The organism is Rhizobium sp. C4, from assembly GCF_021026315.1.
Lineage (GTDB): Bacteria > Pseudomonadota > Alphaproteobacteria > Rhizobiales > Rhizobiaceae > Ensifer_A.
Window position 1 is genome coordinate 269,185 of sequence record NZ_JAJNCX010000005.1, and the last position, 15,740, is coordinate 284,924.

15 protein-coding genes and 1 pseudogene are annotated in these 15,740 nt (G+C 62.0%); 1 reads left to right on the forward strand and 15 read right to left on the reverse strand.

Translation table 11 applies throughout. The features are described from left to right. Positions 1 to 143: 143 nt before the first annotated feature. Positions 144 to 1,139, forward strand: coding sequence for a LysR family transcriptional regulator (locus LQK84_RS11630; protein WP_230828888.1), 996 nt, complete (start codon positions 144 to 146; stop codon positions 1,137 to 1,139). A gap of 100 nt (positions 1,140 to 1,239) precedes the next feature. Here LQK84_RS11630 and LQK84_RS11635 read toward each other — a convergent pair whose 3' ends face one another. The 15 genes and pseudogenes from LQK84_RS11635 to LQK84_RS11705 all read right to left on the reverse strand — a co-directional run bounded on the left by LQK84_RS11635 (position 1,240) and on the right by LQK84_RS11705 (position 15,663). After that, positions 1,240 to 2,994: an FAD-dependent oxidoreductase gene (locus tag LQK84_RS11635; protein WP_330166408.1), complete on the reverse strand. Its 1,755-nt coding sequence runs from the start codon at positions 2,992 to 2,994 to the stop codon at positions 1,240 to 1,242. A gap of 11 nt (positions 2,995 to 3,005) precedes the next feature. Continuing rightward, positions 3,006 to 4,076: a branched-chain amino acid ABC transporter permease gene (locus tag LQK84_RS11640; RefSeq protein ID WP_230828889.1), complete on the reverse strand. Its 1,071-nt coding sequence runs from the start codon at positions 4,074 to 4,076 to the stop codon at positions 3,006 to 3,008. Between the two features lies 1 nt (position 4,077). Further along, on the reverse strand, positions 4,078 to 4,941 hold the full coding sequence (locus tag LQK84_RS11645; protein ID WP_230828890.1) for a branched-chain amino acid ABC transporter permease: 864 nt from the start codon (positions 4,939 to 4,941) through the stop codon (positions 4,078 to 4,080). After that, a complete protein-coding gene (locus LQK84_RS11650) occupies positions 4,938 to 5,648 on the reverse strand; it encodes an ABC transporter ATP-binding protein (protein WP_230828891.1) in 711 nt (236 codons plus the stop codon). The genes LQK84_RS11645 and LQK84_RS11650 overlap by 4 nt, the downstream gene beginning before the upstream one ends. After that, positions 5,648 to 6,367, reverse strand: coding sequence for an ABC transporter ATP-binding protein (locus tag LQK84_RS11655; protein WP_230828892.1), 720 nt, complete (start codon positions 6,365 to 6,367; stop codon positions 5,648 to 5,650). The genes LQK84_RS11650 and LQK84_RS11655 overlap by 1 nt, the downstream gene beginning before the upstream one ends. Before the next feature lie 99 nt (positions 6,368 to 6,466). After that, positions 6,467 to 7,744: an ABC transporter substrate-binding protein gene (locus LQK84_RS11660; protein WP_230828893.1), complete on the reverse strand. Its 1,278-nt coding sequence runs from the start codon at positions 7,742 to 7,744 to the stop codon at positions 6,467 to 6,469. 173 nt (positions 7,745 to 7,917) lie between these two features. Then, complete coding sequence (locus LQK84_RS11665) at positions 7,918 to 8,778, reverse strand: dioxygenase family protein (protein WP_230828894.1); 861 nt, start codon at positions 8,776 to 8,778, stop codon at positions 7,918 to 7,920. 102 nt (positions 8,779 to 8,880) lie between these two features. Continuing rightward, a pseudogene (locus tag LQK84_RS11670) lies at positions 8,881 to 9,072 on the reverse strand (sugar ABC transporter substrate-binding protein); the annotation flags it as partial. 156 nt (positions 9,073 to 9,228) lie between these two features. Then, entirely contained in the window at positions 9,229 to 9,615 is a 387-nt protein-coding gene (locus LQK84_RS11675) for a RidA family protein (protein WP_230828895.1), read from the reverse strand. Positions 9,616 to 9,626: 11 nt separating this feature from the next. Continuing rightward, positions 9,627 to 10,208, reverse strand: coding sequence for an NAD(P)H-dependent oxidoreductase (locus LQK84_RS11680; RefSeq protein WP_230828896.1), 582 nt, complete (start codon positions 10,206 to 10,208; stop codon positions 9,627 to 9,629). Next, the gene (locus LQK84_RS11685; protein WP_230828897.1) at positions 10,209 to 11,615 is read right to left on the reverse strand and encodes an FAD-binding oxidoreductase; all 1,407 of its coding nucleotides are present in this window, start codon (positions 11,613 to 11,615) and stop codon (positions 10,209 to 10,211) included. A gap of 2 nt (positions 11,616 to 11,617) precedes the next feature. Continuing rightward, on the reverse strand, positions 11,618 to 12,928 hold the full coding sequence (locus tag LQK84_RS11690; protein ID WP_330166409.1) for a cytosine deaminase: 1,311 nt from the start codon (positions 12,926 to 12,928) through the stop codon (positions 11,618 to 11,620). A 3-nt stretch (positions 12,929 to 12,931) separates the two neighbouring features. Further along, positions 12,932 to 13,759 (reverse strand): ABC transporter permease, encoded by an 828-nt coding sequence (locus LQK84_RS11695; protein WP_230828898.1) that lies wholly within the window; start codon positions 13,757 to 13,759, stop codon positions 12,932 to 12,934. Then, positions 13,759 to 14,550, reverse strand: coding sequence for an ABC transporter ATP-binding protein (locus LQK84_RS11700; RefSeq protein WP_230828899.1), 792 nt, complete (start codon positions 14,548 to 14,550; stop codon positions 13,759 to 13,761). The genes LQK84_RS11695 and LQK84_RS11700 overlap by 1 nt, the downstream gene beginning before the upstream one ends. A 108-nt stretch (positions 14,551 to 14,658) precedes the next feature. Beyond that, positions 14,659 to 15,663, reverse strand: a complete 1,005-nt coding sequence (locus LQK84_RS11705; protein ID WP_230828900.1) for an ABC transporter substrate-binding protein — start codon at positions 15,661 to 15,663, stop codon at positions 14,659 to 14,661. Between the last annotated feature and the right edge of the window lie 77 nt (positions 15,664 to 15,740).

A 15,740-nucleotide genomic window follows, 5' to 3' on the forward strand; every position in this document is an offset into this window, starting at 1 on the left:
CCAAAGCCCGGATGCGGTTCCTCCGCCGTGATCATCCGGAGCCACTGGCGATGCCGCATGGGCATCGTCCGTGATCGCCTAGACTATAGACGATTCAATTTCCCGTTGATTTAGTATATTCATGCAAGATATAGCAATTTGCTATGAAGATCGTGGAAGCGCATCTCGTCCAGCTCGCCGCCGTCATCGAGACGGGCGGGGTCACCGAAGCGGCCGCCATGCTGGGCATGACGCAGTCGGCGGTGTCGCGCACCCTGTCGGTTCTCGAAAGACGCATCGGCGAGCCGCTTTTCGTGTCCGGCCGCCGGCCCATGCAGCCGACGCCGCTCGGCGAACAGCTCGGCCTGCAGGGCAAGTCCATTCTCGCCTCGTCACGCAAGGCGATGGAAATCATCCGCAGCTTCAAGTCCGGTTCGTCGGGCCGGGTGCGCATCGGCGGCGTGCCCTTCTTCATGGATGCGGCCGTTTCGCGAATGATCGCCTCGTTCCAGCGCAGCGAGCCGGGCATCATGGTGCACCAATCCTACGGCAACTATCCGGATCTCGTGGCTGAGCTCGATTCCGGTCAGATCGACCTGGCAGTGACGCCGACGGGCTCCGTCGATCTTCGCGCCGATCTGCATTTCGAGCCCATCCTGCCGGCGCGCAACATTCTGGCCTGCGGCGCGGGTCATCCGCTTCTGCGTAAACGCAACATCGCGACGGGCGACCTCGTCAGCTTTCCCTGGGTGACGCCGCTGCCGGGCTCTCCACTGGTGCTCGACCTGAACAACATCCTGCTCACACTCGGCCTGGAGGAGGTGAGCCTGCGGTATGCCGGCGGATCGCTGCTGAGCGTGGTGAACTATCTGGCCGGCACCGATGCGCTCGCCATCCTGCCCCATTCGGTGGCCTATGCGTTCCGCGGGGAAGATAAGATCAGCGTCATCCCGCTCGACATTCCCCAGCCGGAACGGGTTCTGGGCATCATGATGCGGAAGAAGCCCTATTCAAACCCTGCCGGTCGCAAGTTCCTCGGACATCTCCGCCGGGAATTCTCCGAGCTTCGCCGCGCCGTCGAGAAACATGAAACGACGATCAACTGGCTGCCGGGTCCTTTCATGAGCGACCGCAAGACGGCTGCGGATGGGCTTGTCTAGCGTGTGTTGGCGCCGAAGCCGTTGGTCGGCTTCGGCCTTGATGTGATTTCATGCTGGCTTGAGGCGCGCCAAAGCGACGTGGCGCGCTTCAACCATCGCCTTACCTGTCCAGAATGCGCTTCAAGACGCGGCGCAACTCGCCGGCGGGATCGGCCGGCATGCCCTTGGAGCGCCAGGCGACGTGGTGGTCGGGGCGCACCAGAACGACGCCGGCGTCATCCACCTCCCGCGCCCGCGCCCAGTCGCCGTAGTGATCCTGCCATTGCTGGCGCGGACCGATGACATGGCTTGCAAGCGGCAGGCCGAGTTCGGACGAGACGGCAGCGGCGGCATCGACCCAGGCCTTTCCGCCGATCCCGGTCAGGATGGTGAAGCTGCCGTGACCGCAGAGATCAAGCGTCGAAGCCTTCTTGTTGCCGTCGCCGAACAACCAGGTGTGCGGCAGCCGCGCGCCCGGCCATGTCGTCTGTTCGAAATGCAGTTCGCGGTCCGTGGTGAAGGCCGGTTCCGGCTGGCCGTCGGCGGCAACGGCCGAGGATTTGTAGCGCTGGTTCATCTCGACGCCATGCGCATCGAACTCGTAGACCTTGTAGGCAATCGCCTCGCGCAGCGCCGCGCGCTGCTTCTCCGCTGTCGGGTTGTCATCGCAGCGGCGGTCCATGTTTTCCTGCATCTTCACCGGATCGATGGAATCGAGCAGGCCAAGCGCGCCGAAGATCGGGCCGAACTCTTCGATCGACTGATTGGCGCGGGTCACGATCTGCTTGGCAACCGGCGCCCGTTCATCCGTGTAGGTCTCGAGCAGACCGGCACCAGCCTGTCCCTTCAGGACCATCGCAAGTTTCCAGGCGAGGTTGAAACCGTCCTGGATGGAGGTGTTCGAGCCAAGCCCGTTCGACGGCGGATGGCGATGGATGGCATCGCCCATGCAGAACACCCGGCCCTTGTGGGCACGCGCCGCATAGCAATTGTTGACCGTCCAGGTAGAAACCGAGGTCACCTCGATCTCGATGTCGGGATCGCCGATCAGGTCTCGGGCGACCCCTTCGGCAAAGGCATTGTCGACATCGGGCACGCCCTGCGTGATGTCATAGCCCCAGTTGATCAGCCACTCGTTCCAGGGCCGGATCATGCGCACGAGGCCCATGCCGATGCCGCCGACATTCGAGCCCGGCTGGAGCACCCAGTAGAGCACCGAGGGACGATGGGCGACATAGCGGCTGAGATCGGCCTTGAAGATGATGTTCATCGACCCGGCAACGCCCATCTTGCCCTCGAAGGGCAGGCCGAGATGCTGGGCGACCAGCGAATTGCCGCCATCGGCGCCGACGAGATATTTCGAGCGGACGGTGAATTCCTTGCCCGTCAGCCGGTCGCGGCAGGTGGTGGTCACGCCTTCGGCGTCCTGAACATGGCTGACATATTCGGTCGACATGCGTGCCTGCGTGCCGCGCGAACAGGCGGTCTTGAACAGCAGAGGCTCCATGAAGGTCTGCGGCAGGTCGTTCATTTCGGTCGGCGAGGAGAGTAGATGCTCGGCCTTGGATGTGGGATGGGTTCCCCAGGTCTTGAGCCGTCCGAGTTCCTCGCCGGCAATGGCCGTGCAGAACACGTTTTCGCCCATGATCTCCTGCGGGCTGCAATGGAGATAAGCCTCGGCTTCGACCTCCCGGCCCAGATCGCGCAGCACTTCCATGGTGCGCTGATTGGTGATGTGGGCGCGCGGCGTGTTGGCGAGCCAGCGATAGCGGTTGATCGCCATGTTCTCGATGCCGTAGCTGGCGAGCAGCGCTGCGGTGGCCGAGCCGGCAGGGCCCGTGCCAATGATCAATACGTCGGTTTGAATGTCAGCCATCAGGCACCTCCTCAGTCGTTTTTCGTGTCAGTTCTGGCCGCAAGCATGCGGCGAATGGGGAAAAGCTGGATCCCGCTGCGGCTGGCGAAAACGCCCCAAAGGCCGCGCGGCGCAAACAGCATGATCAGAATGCCGAGGAGGCCGAGGAAGAGCAGGTAGAGCGACCCATAGTCAGCCAAGAGATTCTGGAGAATATAGAAGACGATCACCCCGACGATCGGCCCCTCGATCGTGCCGATCCCGCCGATTACCACAATGAAGATCACATAGGCCGTCCAGTCCGGAACGGAGAAGGCGGCGTCGGGGGAAATGCGCGCCTTCTGCACATAGATCAGCGCGCCCGTCAGCCCCGTAACGAGTGCAGCGACCAGATAGACGAAGGACTTCGTCCAGAGCGGATCGACGCCGAGGGATCGCGCCGCTTCCCTGTTGTCGCGAACGGCGGCCAGACCCAAGCCCTGCTTGGAGCGCAGCAGCCGGTAGATCAGGCCGATCGTGACGATGGCGAGGACAAGCGCCAGCCAATAGCAGACGATGTCGGTTGCCTGTGGTCCACGCACGTGGAGAAGATCTGCCACCAAGCGCACGCCGGGCATGTCGCGCGTCGCCCCGGAAGGCAGCGACGTGCCGGTGCCGCCGCCCAGCGCCTTCCATTGCGCCAGAGACAGCCGCACCACCTCGGCAATGACCCATGTGCCGATGGCGAAATAGGCGCCCTGCAGCCGGAAAACGAAGAAGGCTGTCGGCACCGACAGCACAAGCGCCGCAAGCCCCCCGATGACGATCGCCAGCAACGGGTCCATGCCGAGCAGGCTGACGGCCGCGAACATGGCATAGGCACCGAAGCCGACAAAGGCCTGCTGGCCGACCGAGACGAGGCCCGCATAACCCGCCAGCAGGTTCCAGCACTGTGCCAGGACCAGCATGGTCAGAATGAAGAAGAGGTCCTGGATGACCGCGCGTGGAGCAAAGAACGGGGTCGCGAAACCGGCGACGATCACCACGGCGATGAGCGCAATGGCCACGGAGGTGCCGCGTGTGCGGGTCGTAACGGTCCAGGCGGAAGAAACGTGGTCGGTCATCTTAGTCCACCGCACGAGGAAAGAGGCCGCGAGGGCGGACGAGAAGCACCAGCAGGAAGGCGATATGCCCGGCAAGGATCTGCCACTCCGGATTGATCGCGGCCCCCACGGTCTGCGCCACGCCCATGATGATGCCGCCTGCGAGCGTCCCCCAGAAGGAGCCGAGCCCGCCGATGATGACGGCCTCGAAGGCGTAGATCAGTCGCGCCGGCCCTTGCGTCGGGTCGAAATTGGCGCGCGTGCCGAGATAGAGCGAGGCGATTGTGACCACCATCATGGCAATGCCGGTCGCCGTTGCGAAGATGCGCTCCGAGCGGATGCCCATGAGGCCCGCCGTTGAACTGTCGTCCGAGGTCGCGCGGAATGCCCGGCCGAGCGAGGTCCGGTAGAAGACCAGATTGAGCGCGACGATGACGGCAACGGCAGAGAGGAAGGTCAGGAGCGGCATGGTGCCGATGCTGATGGGACCGACCTGGATCGAGGCGGTCTCGAGACTGCCTGCGGAAATGCGGCGGCTGTCGGCAGAAAAGCCCTCCAGCAGGCCGTTCTGGATGACGACCGAGAGGCCGAATGTCACCAGAAGCGGCGGCAGGATATCATCGCCGAGCGTGCGGTTGAGCACGACATATTGCAGCACCCAGCCGATCGCGAACATGACGGGAAGCGCCACCGCCGCAGCAACGAACGGATTGAGGCCAAGCGTCGACACCAGCAGCAGAATGAGGAACGCCGCCAGCACGATGAGATCGCCATGGGCGAGATTGACCAGCCGCATGATGCCGAAGACAAGGCTGAGGCCTGCGGCAAAGAGCGCGTAAAGTCCCCCCAGAAGGACGCCCTGGATGATGGTATCGGCCCAGTTCATGGCTTGTGTGCTCCGAAATAGGCTGCGTGGATATCCTCGCGGCTGACCGTGCCGGGCGTGCCGGACAGCGTCACCCGTCCCTCCATCATGCAATAGAAGCGATCCGCCACCTTCAGCGCCTGGCCGATATCCTGTTCGATGATCACGATGGACGCGCCGGTTGCCCGTATCCTCGGAAAGGCGGCGTAGATGTCCTTCACCACCACCGGCGCAAGGCCGAGGCTGATCTCGTCGCAGAGCAGGACGCGCGGATTGGACATCAGCGCGCGGCCGATCGCGACCATCTGCTGCTGCCCGCCGGATAGTGCAGTGCCGGGGCTTGAGCGCCGCTCTTTCAGAACGGGGAAGAGATCGTAGATCGCATCGAGCGTCCAGGTGCCGCTGACGCTGCGGCCATATTTCCCGATCAGCAGGTTTTCCTCGACCGACAGCGAGGGGAAGAGCTTTCGCCCCTCCGGCACCATGGCGATCCCCAGGCGAACGACGTCCGGGGCGGAAAGCGCGCCGATCTCGGCATTGTCGTAACGGATATGGCCGGGCGCATTGCGCAGCAGGCCTGAGATCGAGCGCAAGAGGGTCGACTTGCCCGCACCGTTGGCGCCGATCACGGCGACCGTCTCGCCCTCGTTGAGCACGAGATCGACACCGAAGAGAGCCTGGAAATCGCCATAGAAGGCCGTCAGACCGTGGGTTTCGAGCAGCGCCATCAGACTTCGATCCCCAGATAGATTTCGCGGACCTCTCGCGAGGCCATGATGGTGGCGGGATCGCCGATGCCGATCAATCGCCCGAAATGCAGCACCACCAGCCGGCCGACCACGGACGTCAGCGCATTCAGCACATGCTCCACCCAGATGATCGACACGCCGCGGCGATGGATCGCCCGGATCGTTTCCACCAGTTCCTGGCACTCGCCTTCCGTGAGCCCACCGGCAATTTCGTCCAGCAGCAGCAGCTTCGGGTCGGTGGCGAGCGCCCGGGCGAGTTCGAGGCGCTTGCGCTGCAGGAGCCCGAGCGACCCGGCAAGCTGGTTCGCCTTCGGATAAAGGCCGGTTTCCACCAGGATGTCGGCGCAACGGTCGCCGACCTCCCGTTCTGACCTGTTGGAGCCGAAGGAGGCTGCGACCAGAAGATTTTCGAACACGGTCAGCTTTTCGAACGGCTGCGGGATCTGGAATGTCCGCCCGATACCGGCAAGGCAGCGCGCCATTGGTGGCTGCCGCGTCACGTCCCGGCCATCGAACTGGATGTGGCCGGAATCAACGCGGAAGTTGCCGGTGATCAGGTTGAACAGCGTCGATTTCCCGGCACCGTTCGGGCCAATCACGCCGAGTGCCTCGCCCTCGTCCAACGCGAACGAGATCTGGTCGGCGACCTTGAGGGCGCCGAAGCTTTTCGAGAGTTGGTCGAGAACGAGTATGGGCATCGGCGCCTCGGATTAGAGCAATTCCAGCAAAAGTCGAAACCGGCTTCGCGTCCGGAATTGCGTTAAAACAAAGAGATAGAGTATCGTCCGAGCTTGCGCTCAGACGATCGCCTCCATCTTGCCGCCGGTCGGAATGTTCGGTGCGGTCCTGTTGTCGACGATGACGAGATCGTAGCCGCCGCCGTCCTTGAGGCGCCATTGGCCACCGACCAGCGGCGTCTTGGCGATGTTCTTGGCCGCGAAGGGCGGCACGTTGGCGCCGTCCCAGGCAACCTTGCCGACGATCGTGTCGAGCTTGGTTGCCGCAATCGCGGCAATGACCGCCTTGCTGTCGGTCGGATCGGCCCGCTTCATCACGTCGGCGGCCACTTCGAACAGCGCATGGACAAAGCCGATCGGCTGGGTCCAGGGCCGGTTGGTCGCCTTGGTGAAGCCCATGGCAAGATCCTTGGAGCTCTCGCCGGTGAGCGACGACTTGAACGGATGGCTTGCCGACCACCAGACTTCGCTCGACAGGTTGTGACCGTTCTTGCCAAGTGCCTCGACCGCCTGTGGAAACAGGATCGCCTTGCCGATGGAGGCGACCTTCGGCTTGAAGCCCTGCTGCTGCGCCTGGTTCCAGAAGGTGGTGAAATCCGGTGGGATCATGACGCCCGTGACGATCTCGCACTGGCCGGACTTGAGCGTGTTGATCTGCGCCGAGAAGTCATCCGTCAGGTTCTGGTAGCGGCCCGGATCGTTCAGCGAATAGCCGAGCTTGTCGAGCACGGGCGGGAAACCGACCTGCTTGTCGCCCCAGGCATTGCCGTCGCCGTCATTGGGGAACATGCCGCCGACCTTCTTGTTGGTCGCAACCTGGCTCCACATGTTGGTATAGACGGCGATCACATCTTCCAGGCCCCAGAAGAAATGGAACGCGCTGTTGAACGGCTTCCAAGAGTTGGGGTCGCCCGGATTGGCCTGCTGGCCGATGAACCAGGGCTGCCAGGGCGCCATGGTGGAGATGCAGGGGACTTCCTCGGCCTCGCAGGTCGTCGCCACGGGGTTCGTCGTTTCCGGCGTCGAGGCAACCAGCACCGCATTCACTTCGTCATCGACGATGAGCGACTTGGTGACTTCGGCGGCCCGGTTGGGGTTGGACTGGCTGTCCTTCACCACGACCTCGTAGTTCAGCCCGGCCGCCTTGGTGGCCGCCAAGAACCCGTCGATGATGAATTTGTCAGCCTCGGCAAAGGCCGCCAGCGGCCCTGTCTGCGGACTGACATAGCCGAGCTTGATGGCAGCGCCCTTGGCAATCGCCGGCATGGCGAGGCCTGATGTGGCCGCCAGTGCTCCCGTGGCGGCTGCGGATTTCAAAAGATCGCGTCTGGTAAACATTTGCCTTCTTCCTCCCAAAAGAATTCAACGTGGCAGTTGATGACCTCCCACGGCGTCATGTCCATGCGCGCTGATCGACTCCCGTTCGATCAGCCGCACATGATTGCAGGTGTTTTTCGTCAGGGCCTGGGGCCCGCGGGCAGCAGCACTGCCCTGAAAGTCTGATGTCCGTGTCATGGGGCTCTGCGTCCCTTCTTTGCGCGCACCATGACGAAGGTGAAATCCAGCGAGCACTCGTCCGCCTTGCCCCTGGGCTTCAATGTCGCGACAAGCTCCTGCTTCACGCCGAACAGGGCGTCACGGCCGAGCTCCGGATCGGAACTGTCATAGATGTGGGTGCTGATCGTCTCGAAACCGTCGGCCTTGATCAGGAAATGCAGATGCGCAGGGCGGCGAAGCGAGAAGCCGAGGTCCCCGAGCAGCAGTCCGACGGGTCCATCGGAGGGGACCGTGTAGCCGGCCGGCCGCACGGTACGGTAACGGAACGAACCCGCGGCATCCGCGGTGAAGACGCCGCGCAGGTTGAACTCGGGCTGCTGGTCGGGCTGCTGGTTTTCGTAGAAGCCTTGCGAATTCGCCTGCCAGGTCTCGATCGTCGCGCCGGCAATCGGCTGGCCGTCAAGATCGCACACCTTCCCGGTCACCCATAGCGGTGCACCGATCCCGTCGAGCGAGATATTGGCGTCCAGCGGCAGTCGGGGGGCATCGGCGCGATAGAAGGGGCCGCGCACGGTGTTTGGCGTCGCGCCCTTCGGGCGGCTCGTGTTGATCTCTTCAATGAGTGCGGTGACGCCCAGCAGATCCGAGAGCAGTACCCATTCCTGTCGGCGGCCGTCGCTGGCATGGCCAACCTCGGTCAGGAATTCTACCGTCTTGCGCCAGTCGGCATGCGTCGGTCGGGTCTCGCGGATAAGCTTGTGGACATGCTCGATGATCGGCAGCATGAAATCGTGCAACGGACTTTCGGCATGACGGTCCACGCGCTCTACGACGCGCTGCACCGAATTGCTCTCGCTGAACGACAATTCTGCCATGGCTCCCCCCACGCGTTCATGCTAGCAGGCGGAAACCGGACACTTGATGATTTTTCCGTCAGTTTATATACCCAATTGTTATGAAGATGGACGAATTGCATCGAGCGCGTCGGGCTCCTGACCGCCGGCAATGACAGAGGCATATTTCTGAACGAGGGCGCCTTGCGGTATTTCGGTCAGATCAACCTTGCAGGTGTGACCGGCATTGAAGGCCCTGACAGTCTCCTTGAAGCTGTCGCCGAGGCCGGAGCGAACCCGCATCTGGACCGTCTCGGCCCGGCGAACCGGCGAAACGCAGCGACACGATCCAGTGCCGCAACGAAACTGTCCGGCCCGGTGATGTGGACAAGCCGGTTGCCACCCCGCGACAATGAGATCAGCCACCGGCAGCTCGGTACCAGCAGCGGGGCGGCTCAAACACGCTCTCGATATTGGGCGCCTGTCGTCATTTCACGACTTCAGGGCGGTGACCTCGACCTCAACCTTAAATTCAGGTCGGGTGAAACCGCTAACGATCAGCAGTGTGGAGACCGGCAGGGGTGCAGCCGTGTAGCGGTCGCGGACCGCCATATAGGGAGCGAAATCCTCCCGCCGGGTGACGAAACCTGCGATGCGAATGACGTCGGAGAAGCTCATTCCGGCCTCTTCGAGGATTGCCCCGATGGTCTCGAAACAGATCACCGCCTGCTCTTCGACGCTCTCGGGAATGGTTTCGTCCGGGCGGATGCCCAGTTGGCCGGATGTGACGAGCAACGTGCCGCCCGCGGGCAAAGCGAGCCCGTGACTGTAGTTCCCGAATGGTTTTCGCACGGTGTCCGGATTGATGGATCGCCTCATGGGCCGCTGCCTCAGAAAGTTGACATTTCGCGCGCGACCTTGTCGAGAAACTGCTTGCGGGTTTCTTCGGTGGCGCGGTTCATGTCGTAATGGGCCAGAAAGCGCACCTTGGCGAGCGGGTTGATCTGAGCCCGGATCACGCGCTTGATGATCTTCTTGGGCGGATTTCCGGCAACGAAGGCGCGGAACGGATCGGCTCCATAGGTGAGCACGGCACCGAGCTTCCGGATATGGCGCAGCGTCGACTGCACCTTGCCATCGACCAGCTCGAACGTGACGCCGGGCAGCCAGACCCGGTCGAAATAGCCCTTCAGCATGGCCGGAAAGCCGAAATTCCAGACGGGCGTGCAGATGACCAGGGCTTCGGCCTTTTTCAGCCGTTCGACATAGCCGGAAACCAGTTCCGTATTGTCCGGATAGGTGTGGTAGATGATCCGATCGTGGCGTGACAGCACCGGATTGAACCCCTCGGCATAGAGATCGCAGTCATCGACCTCGTGGCCAGCGGCCTTGAGGCTCTCCACCGTCTTGGCATGGAGGACGGCGCCATAGCTGTCTTCCACCGGGTGCGAATAAAGGACGAGAACGCGCATTCACGCCTCCATGAAGGCTGCGAGACCTTGAAAGAGATAGTTCTTGCCCGCCTTGAAGTCGAAATCCGGATTGTCCCAGGCGATCATCTTGCCGGGATTGAGCAGGCCCTTCGGATCGGTTTCCTTCTTGAAGGCAAGCTGGATGGTATCCGTCTGCTTCATTCCACCCTCTTCGAGCGTGTAGCGATGCGGATTGAAGATCGGGCAGCCAAGATCTTCATGGATGCGGATGATTTCCTCCAGTCGCTCCGCCGTCGTGTAGCGGACCATGGGCAGGCCGGCGCACTGGACTGTGCCGTCGAAGCGCGTGAACTCGAGATGGCCGACCACCTCGCCATGGAAGGTCTCGACCGTCTTGCGCACCTTTTCCACATGGTCGGGGGCTGAATACTGAACCTGAAGATAGGTGATGCTCGGATCGATCTTCAGCGCGCGCAGCGTCGTATGGTTCCAGGCCAGTTCATAGGCATGCGGGATGCCCTTCATGCTTTCCACCTTGTCTGAGCGGAAGCGGATGTCGCCCTTGTAGCGCGAGACCAGCGCTTCGAACGGCCCCATGGAATGCGGCGCCACCATGATCACAACGATCGACTGGCCTTCCTTCAGATAGGGCTTGTGCCGGGTGAAATAGTCGAACGGGGCGGGCGCCTCGATAGGCGCGATTTCCTTGACCAGCAGGCCGTTGGAATGGGCCACCGCGTCAGCAAAGCGAACGGCGTCCATGAAGTCATCATAGCCGACCAGCACATCGACCCAGTCATAGGCGGGCGCCAGCGGCATTTCGACTTCCGTGATGATGCCATTGGTCCCATAGGCATGGCTGACCTTCTGAAGGTCCCAGCCGGTCAGGTCGAGAATGCGCGGTTCGGCTTCCATGGTGATCACGCGCAGGCGCAGGATATTGCCGAGATCGCGCAAGCCGCCCCAGGTGATCGAGCCGACACCACCCGAGCCGCCGGCAATGAAGCCGCCGATCGTCGCCGTCTGCGCCGTCGAGGGATGGAAGCGCAATTCCTGTCCCGAATGCGCCTTGGTCTGCTTGTCGAGCTCGGAAATGATGACGCCGGTTTCGGCAATCACGCGGCCGGGCAGGATCTGCTTGACCTTGTTCATATTGGCCATGTTGAGGATGATGCCGCCGGAAAGTGGCATGGCCTGTCCGTAGTTCCCGGTGCCGCCGCCGCGCGGCGTGATCGGCGCGCCATGCGCGTAGGCGACCTTCAGCGTGCGGATCACCTCTTCCTCCGTCACCGGCGAAACGACGAGATCCGCCGTGACATTGTCGAGCTGGCTCCTCTGAATCGGCGAATACCAGTAGAAATCCCGGCTCTTCTGCTTGACGAGCGCCGGATGGTCCTCGACCGCAATCCCCTCGAGATCCTTCTTGATCTGTACGTAATCAACCATGTTCATGCTCCGTGAATGGCATCGAGTTCGGCATAGTCGGGAATGACGCGCTCGATGACGCGACCGGCCCGGATGATGGTGCGATCCGATTGGGGGCGGGACAGGAATTCGCTCCAGCGTCTGGCTTTGAAGACGACGAGATCGGCAGACGCGCCGACGGCGATGCGGCTTTTGTCTTTCCGGCCGAGAATATCGGCAGGCGTTGCGGTCACCACTGACGCCGCATCGGTCAGCGGATGGTCGAGATGCAGGATGCGAACGGCTTCGCGGAAGACTTCCGCCGGATCGAGATCTCCATAGGCATAAAATGGGTCTCGGGTGTTGTCGGAGGAGACGGCGGTGCGAACGCCAGCCGCGCGAAGCTCGTTGAACAGCGTCACGCCGCGCCACCTGGGCGTCCGGCCTGAATGCCTATCCTGAAGATACATGTTGCACATGGGAAGCGACACGACGGCCAGATTGGCTCTGGCAACAAGATCGACCGTCCGCTTTGCCGTTTCCTCGTCCTGCCGCGCCAGCGAGCAGCAATGGCCGACGGTCACCGTTCCCTCAAAGCCGTTGCGGATCACAGCCTCGGCAATGGAGGCGAGCGTCAGGACCTCGCGGTCGGCGGTTTCGTCGACATGAAGATCGACATCCACGCCCATCGCTGCGGCGGTCCGCAGCAACTTGTCGAGTTCCTGATCAAGGTCCGGCCCGACCTGCGTCAGGCCGCCAAGGATGCCGCCGGTCTCCTTGAGGACGGCCACAAGATCGCGGAAGAAGGCATCATCCGCCATGGCGTAGAGCGGAAACAGTGCGGCTGCCTGAAGGTCGATCTTGCCCTTCCAGCGTTCCCGCGTCTCCTGGAATACGGGGAAGGATATGCGGTGCTGCGGGTTGAGCGAGTCGATATGCGTGCGGATCAGCGACGTGCCGTGCGCATAGGCGCAGCGCAGCGAGAAATCCATGCGGCGGGCCACATCCTCGGCCGACCAGTTCGCCTCGCGGTCTGCCCTGACGGCATCGAGCGCGCCAGGAAAGCTCCCGTCAGGGTTGGGATTGCGGTCCCAGATATGGCCCTTGTCGAGATGCGTATGCATGTCGGTGAAGCACGGCCAGACCATGCGGCCCCCAAGAGCCACGGCAGGCAGATCAGTTGCCGCTGCGCCCGCCGGCAGGATGTCTGCAATGGCGCCATCGCGCACGACGATATCGGCGGCGGCAAGACCTTCCTTCGCCCCCGGCAGGTTCGCCTGCGTGGCACTCAGCGGCACGGTGGCGCCGGCAAGGACATAGGCTGTCGTGGAGGGTATTTCCAGATCCGACGTCACGGCTCAGTTCTCCCGCTTGAGGTTGCTCTCGTGCCAGCGATGAAGCGCCAGCCAGGAGATGAAGGAGGTCGCCGCGAAGATCGTAACACCCAGTGCCGAAAGCATCAGGAGGGCGGCGAAAAGGCGAGGGATGTTCATGCGGAACTGCGATTCCAGCAGACGGAACGCGAGGCCTGAGGAGGCTCCTGCCGAGCCCGCCGCAAACTCCGCCACCACGGCAGCAATGAGGGCAAGCCCGCCGCCAATTCGCAGGCCTGTCATGAAATAGGGCTGGGCTGCCGGGATCTTCAGATAGATCAATGTCTGCCAGCGCGACGCACCGTAGAGGTCGAAAAGGTTCAGGAGATTGTGATCGACGCTCTTCAAACCCTGAACCATGTTGGAGAGGATCGGGAAGAAGGCGACCAGAAAGGCGCAGATCAGCAGTGCCACCTGCGTGGTTGGCGCATAGATCAGAATAAGGGGCGAGATCGCAACGATCGGTGTGACCTGAAGGATGACGGCGATGGGATAGAAGGCGATTTCAATCCAGCGGGACTGGACCAGAAAGATCGCAAAACCGGCTCCGCCGATCAGTGCTAGCGCCAGCGACATCAGGGTGATCTTCGTCGTTACCACGAGGGCCGGAAACAGCAGGCTCCAATCCCCGATCAGCGCGCTGAGAACCGCGCCGGGGCTCGGCAGGATATAGGGCGGGACGCCCGACATCACGACGCCGAAATGCCAGATCAGCACCAGGCCGACGACCATCACAAGCGGGACGGCGATCCGCAGCGCAATGTCCTTGCGACGTTCGGATGAAGCGTTCATTTCAGGTACGGAGCTGGTCATCAATGGCCCTCCGGGGCATCGCCCATGGCTTCCAGCAACATGGCCGAGACCTTTTCGCAGGCCTGACGGTAATCTTCGGAGCTGCGATAAAGCGCATCACGCTCGCTGGCGGTCACAAGCGGGAAATCCGCATGAACGCGCCCGGGACGAGCCTTCATCACGACGATCCGGTTGGAAAGATAGGCGGATTCGAAAACCGAATGGGTGACAAAAATCACGGTGATGCCGGTTCTCCGCCACAGGTTGAGGACATCGTCGTTCAGCTTTTGCCGGGTGATTTCATCAAGCGCGGCAAACGGTTCGTCCATCAGGAGAAGGCGCGGCTTCGTCACCATGGCGCGGGCGATCGAAACGCGCATCTTCATGCCGCCGGAGAGTTCGCGTGGATAGGCTTTCGCAAAGTCACCGAGACCGACGGCCGTTAGAGCTTCCATGATAGGCTCTTCGGCGGCCTTCTTGCTGACGCCGCGCAGACGCAGCGGCAGAAAGACATTGCCGAACACCGTCTGCCAGGGCATCAGCGTCGGCTCCTGGAAGACGAAGCTGATATCGCCTTCCGGCAGGCCTTTCGAGTTGATGCGGGAACTCGGCCAGTCGATCGAGCCGCTGCTGACACCACCGAGCCCGGCGATGATGCGCAACGCTGTCGACTTGCCGCAACCGGAGGGGCCGAGGAGACTGAGGAACTCGCCGCCCCGAACCGTCAACGACATGTCCTGAAGGGCAAGCGTGCCGTTGGAGAAGATTTTCGACACATGGTCCATCGCAACGAGCGGGCGGGTCTGTGCCATTGTCGCGACTGTTTTGTCGGCCGCCTGAGCGTTCATGCCATCAACTCTATGCTTGGAAATGGGCTCCCCGCTCCCGAGTGGACGGGAGCGGAGACATTCTCTGGCAGGTTACTTCTTCAGCGCCATGCCGACGCCCTTGCAGACGAACTGGGTCGTGAAGCCCTTCTTGTAGTCCATGCTGGCGTCGAAAAGCTTGATCTTGACCATTTCGTCGAAGAACTTCTTGTACTTCTCGTCGGTCATGCAGCCGATGCCCTTGGTGAGTGCCTCGCCCGATTCCAGAATGCCATGCTCCTTCATCTGCGTGATGGAGAAGGCGATCTGCTCATCCGTCATTTCCGGATTGTCTTTCTTGATCAGATCATTGGCGGGCTTGTTGTCGCCGTAGAGGTAATTGTACCAACCCTCGATCGACGCGTCGACGAAGCGCTGGATCAGGTCCGGATTGCTCTTGATCAGGTCGGCCTTGACGGTCACCGTGGTCGAATAGGGGCTGTAGCCTTCATCGGCGAGCAGGAAGACCTTGGGCTTCCAGCCGGTCTGCTTCTCGACGGCATAGGGTTCGGAGGTCAGGTAGCCCTGTTGCACCGACTTCTTGTCAGCGATGAACGGGCCCGGATTGAAATTGTAGGGCTTGTACTGCTCGTCCTTGAAGCCTTTGAAATTGACCTTCATCCACTCGAAATAGGTGAGATAGCCGTCTTTCGCCATCAGGATGGCGCTGGCCTTGGCGAGATCCGCGAATTTCTCGATGCCCTGGTCGGGGTGGGCCATCAGGATCTGCGGATCCTTCTGGAACATGGCTGCGACATCAACCAGCGGAATGCCGGCCTTGACGGCATTGAGCGAACCCATTTCGCCGCCCATGTAGAATTCGATCTTGCCGGAGATCAGCAGCGCGCTGTTGGCCGCATTCGGACCGCCCTGAACGATCGTCACGTCAAGGCCATGCTTCTTGTAGGTCCCGTCTGCGACGGCCTGATAGTAACCGCCATGTTCGGGCTCTGCGAGCCAGTTCGTCCCGAAGGAGACCTTGTCGAGTGCATGCGCGGGCGCTGCCGCCATGAGGCAAAGCGACGCCGAAGCGGCAAGAGATTTGAGAGAGTGCGACATCAAGACTGTTCCCTGCTTTATCTGGAAGGCGCTTTTTGCGCTGCAACAGGATAGTGCGCTGGGGTTTCGCTCTTTGA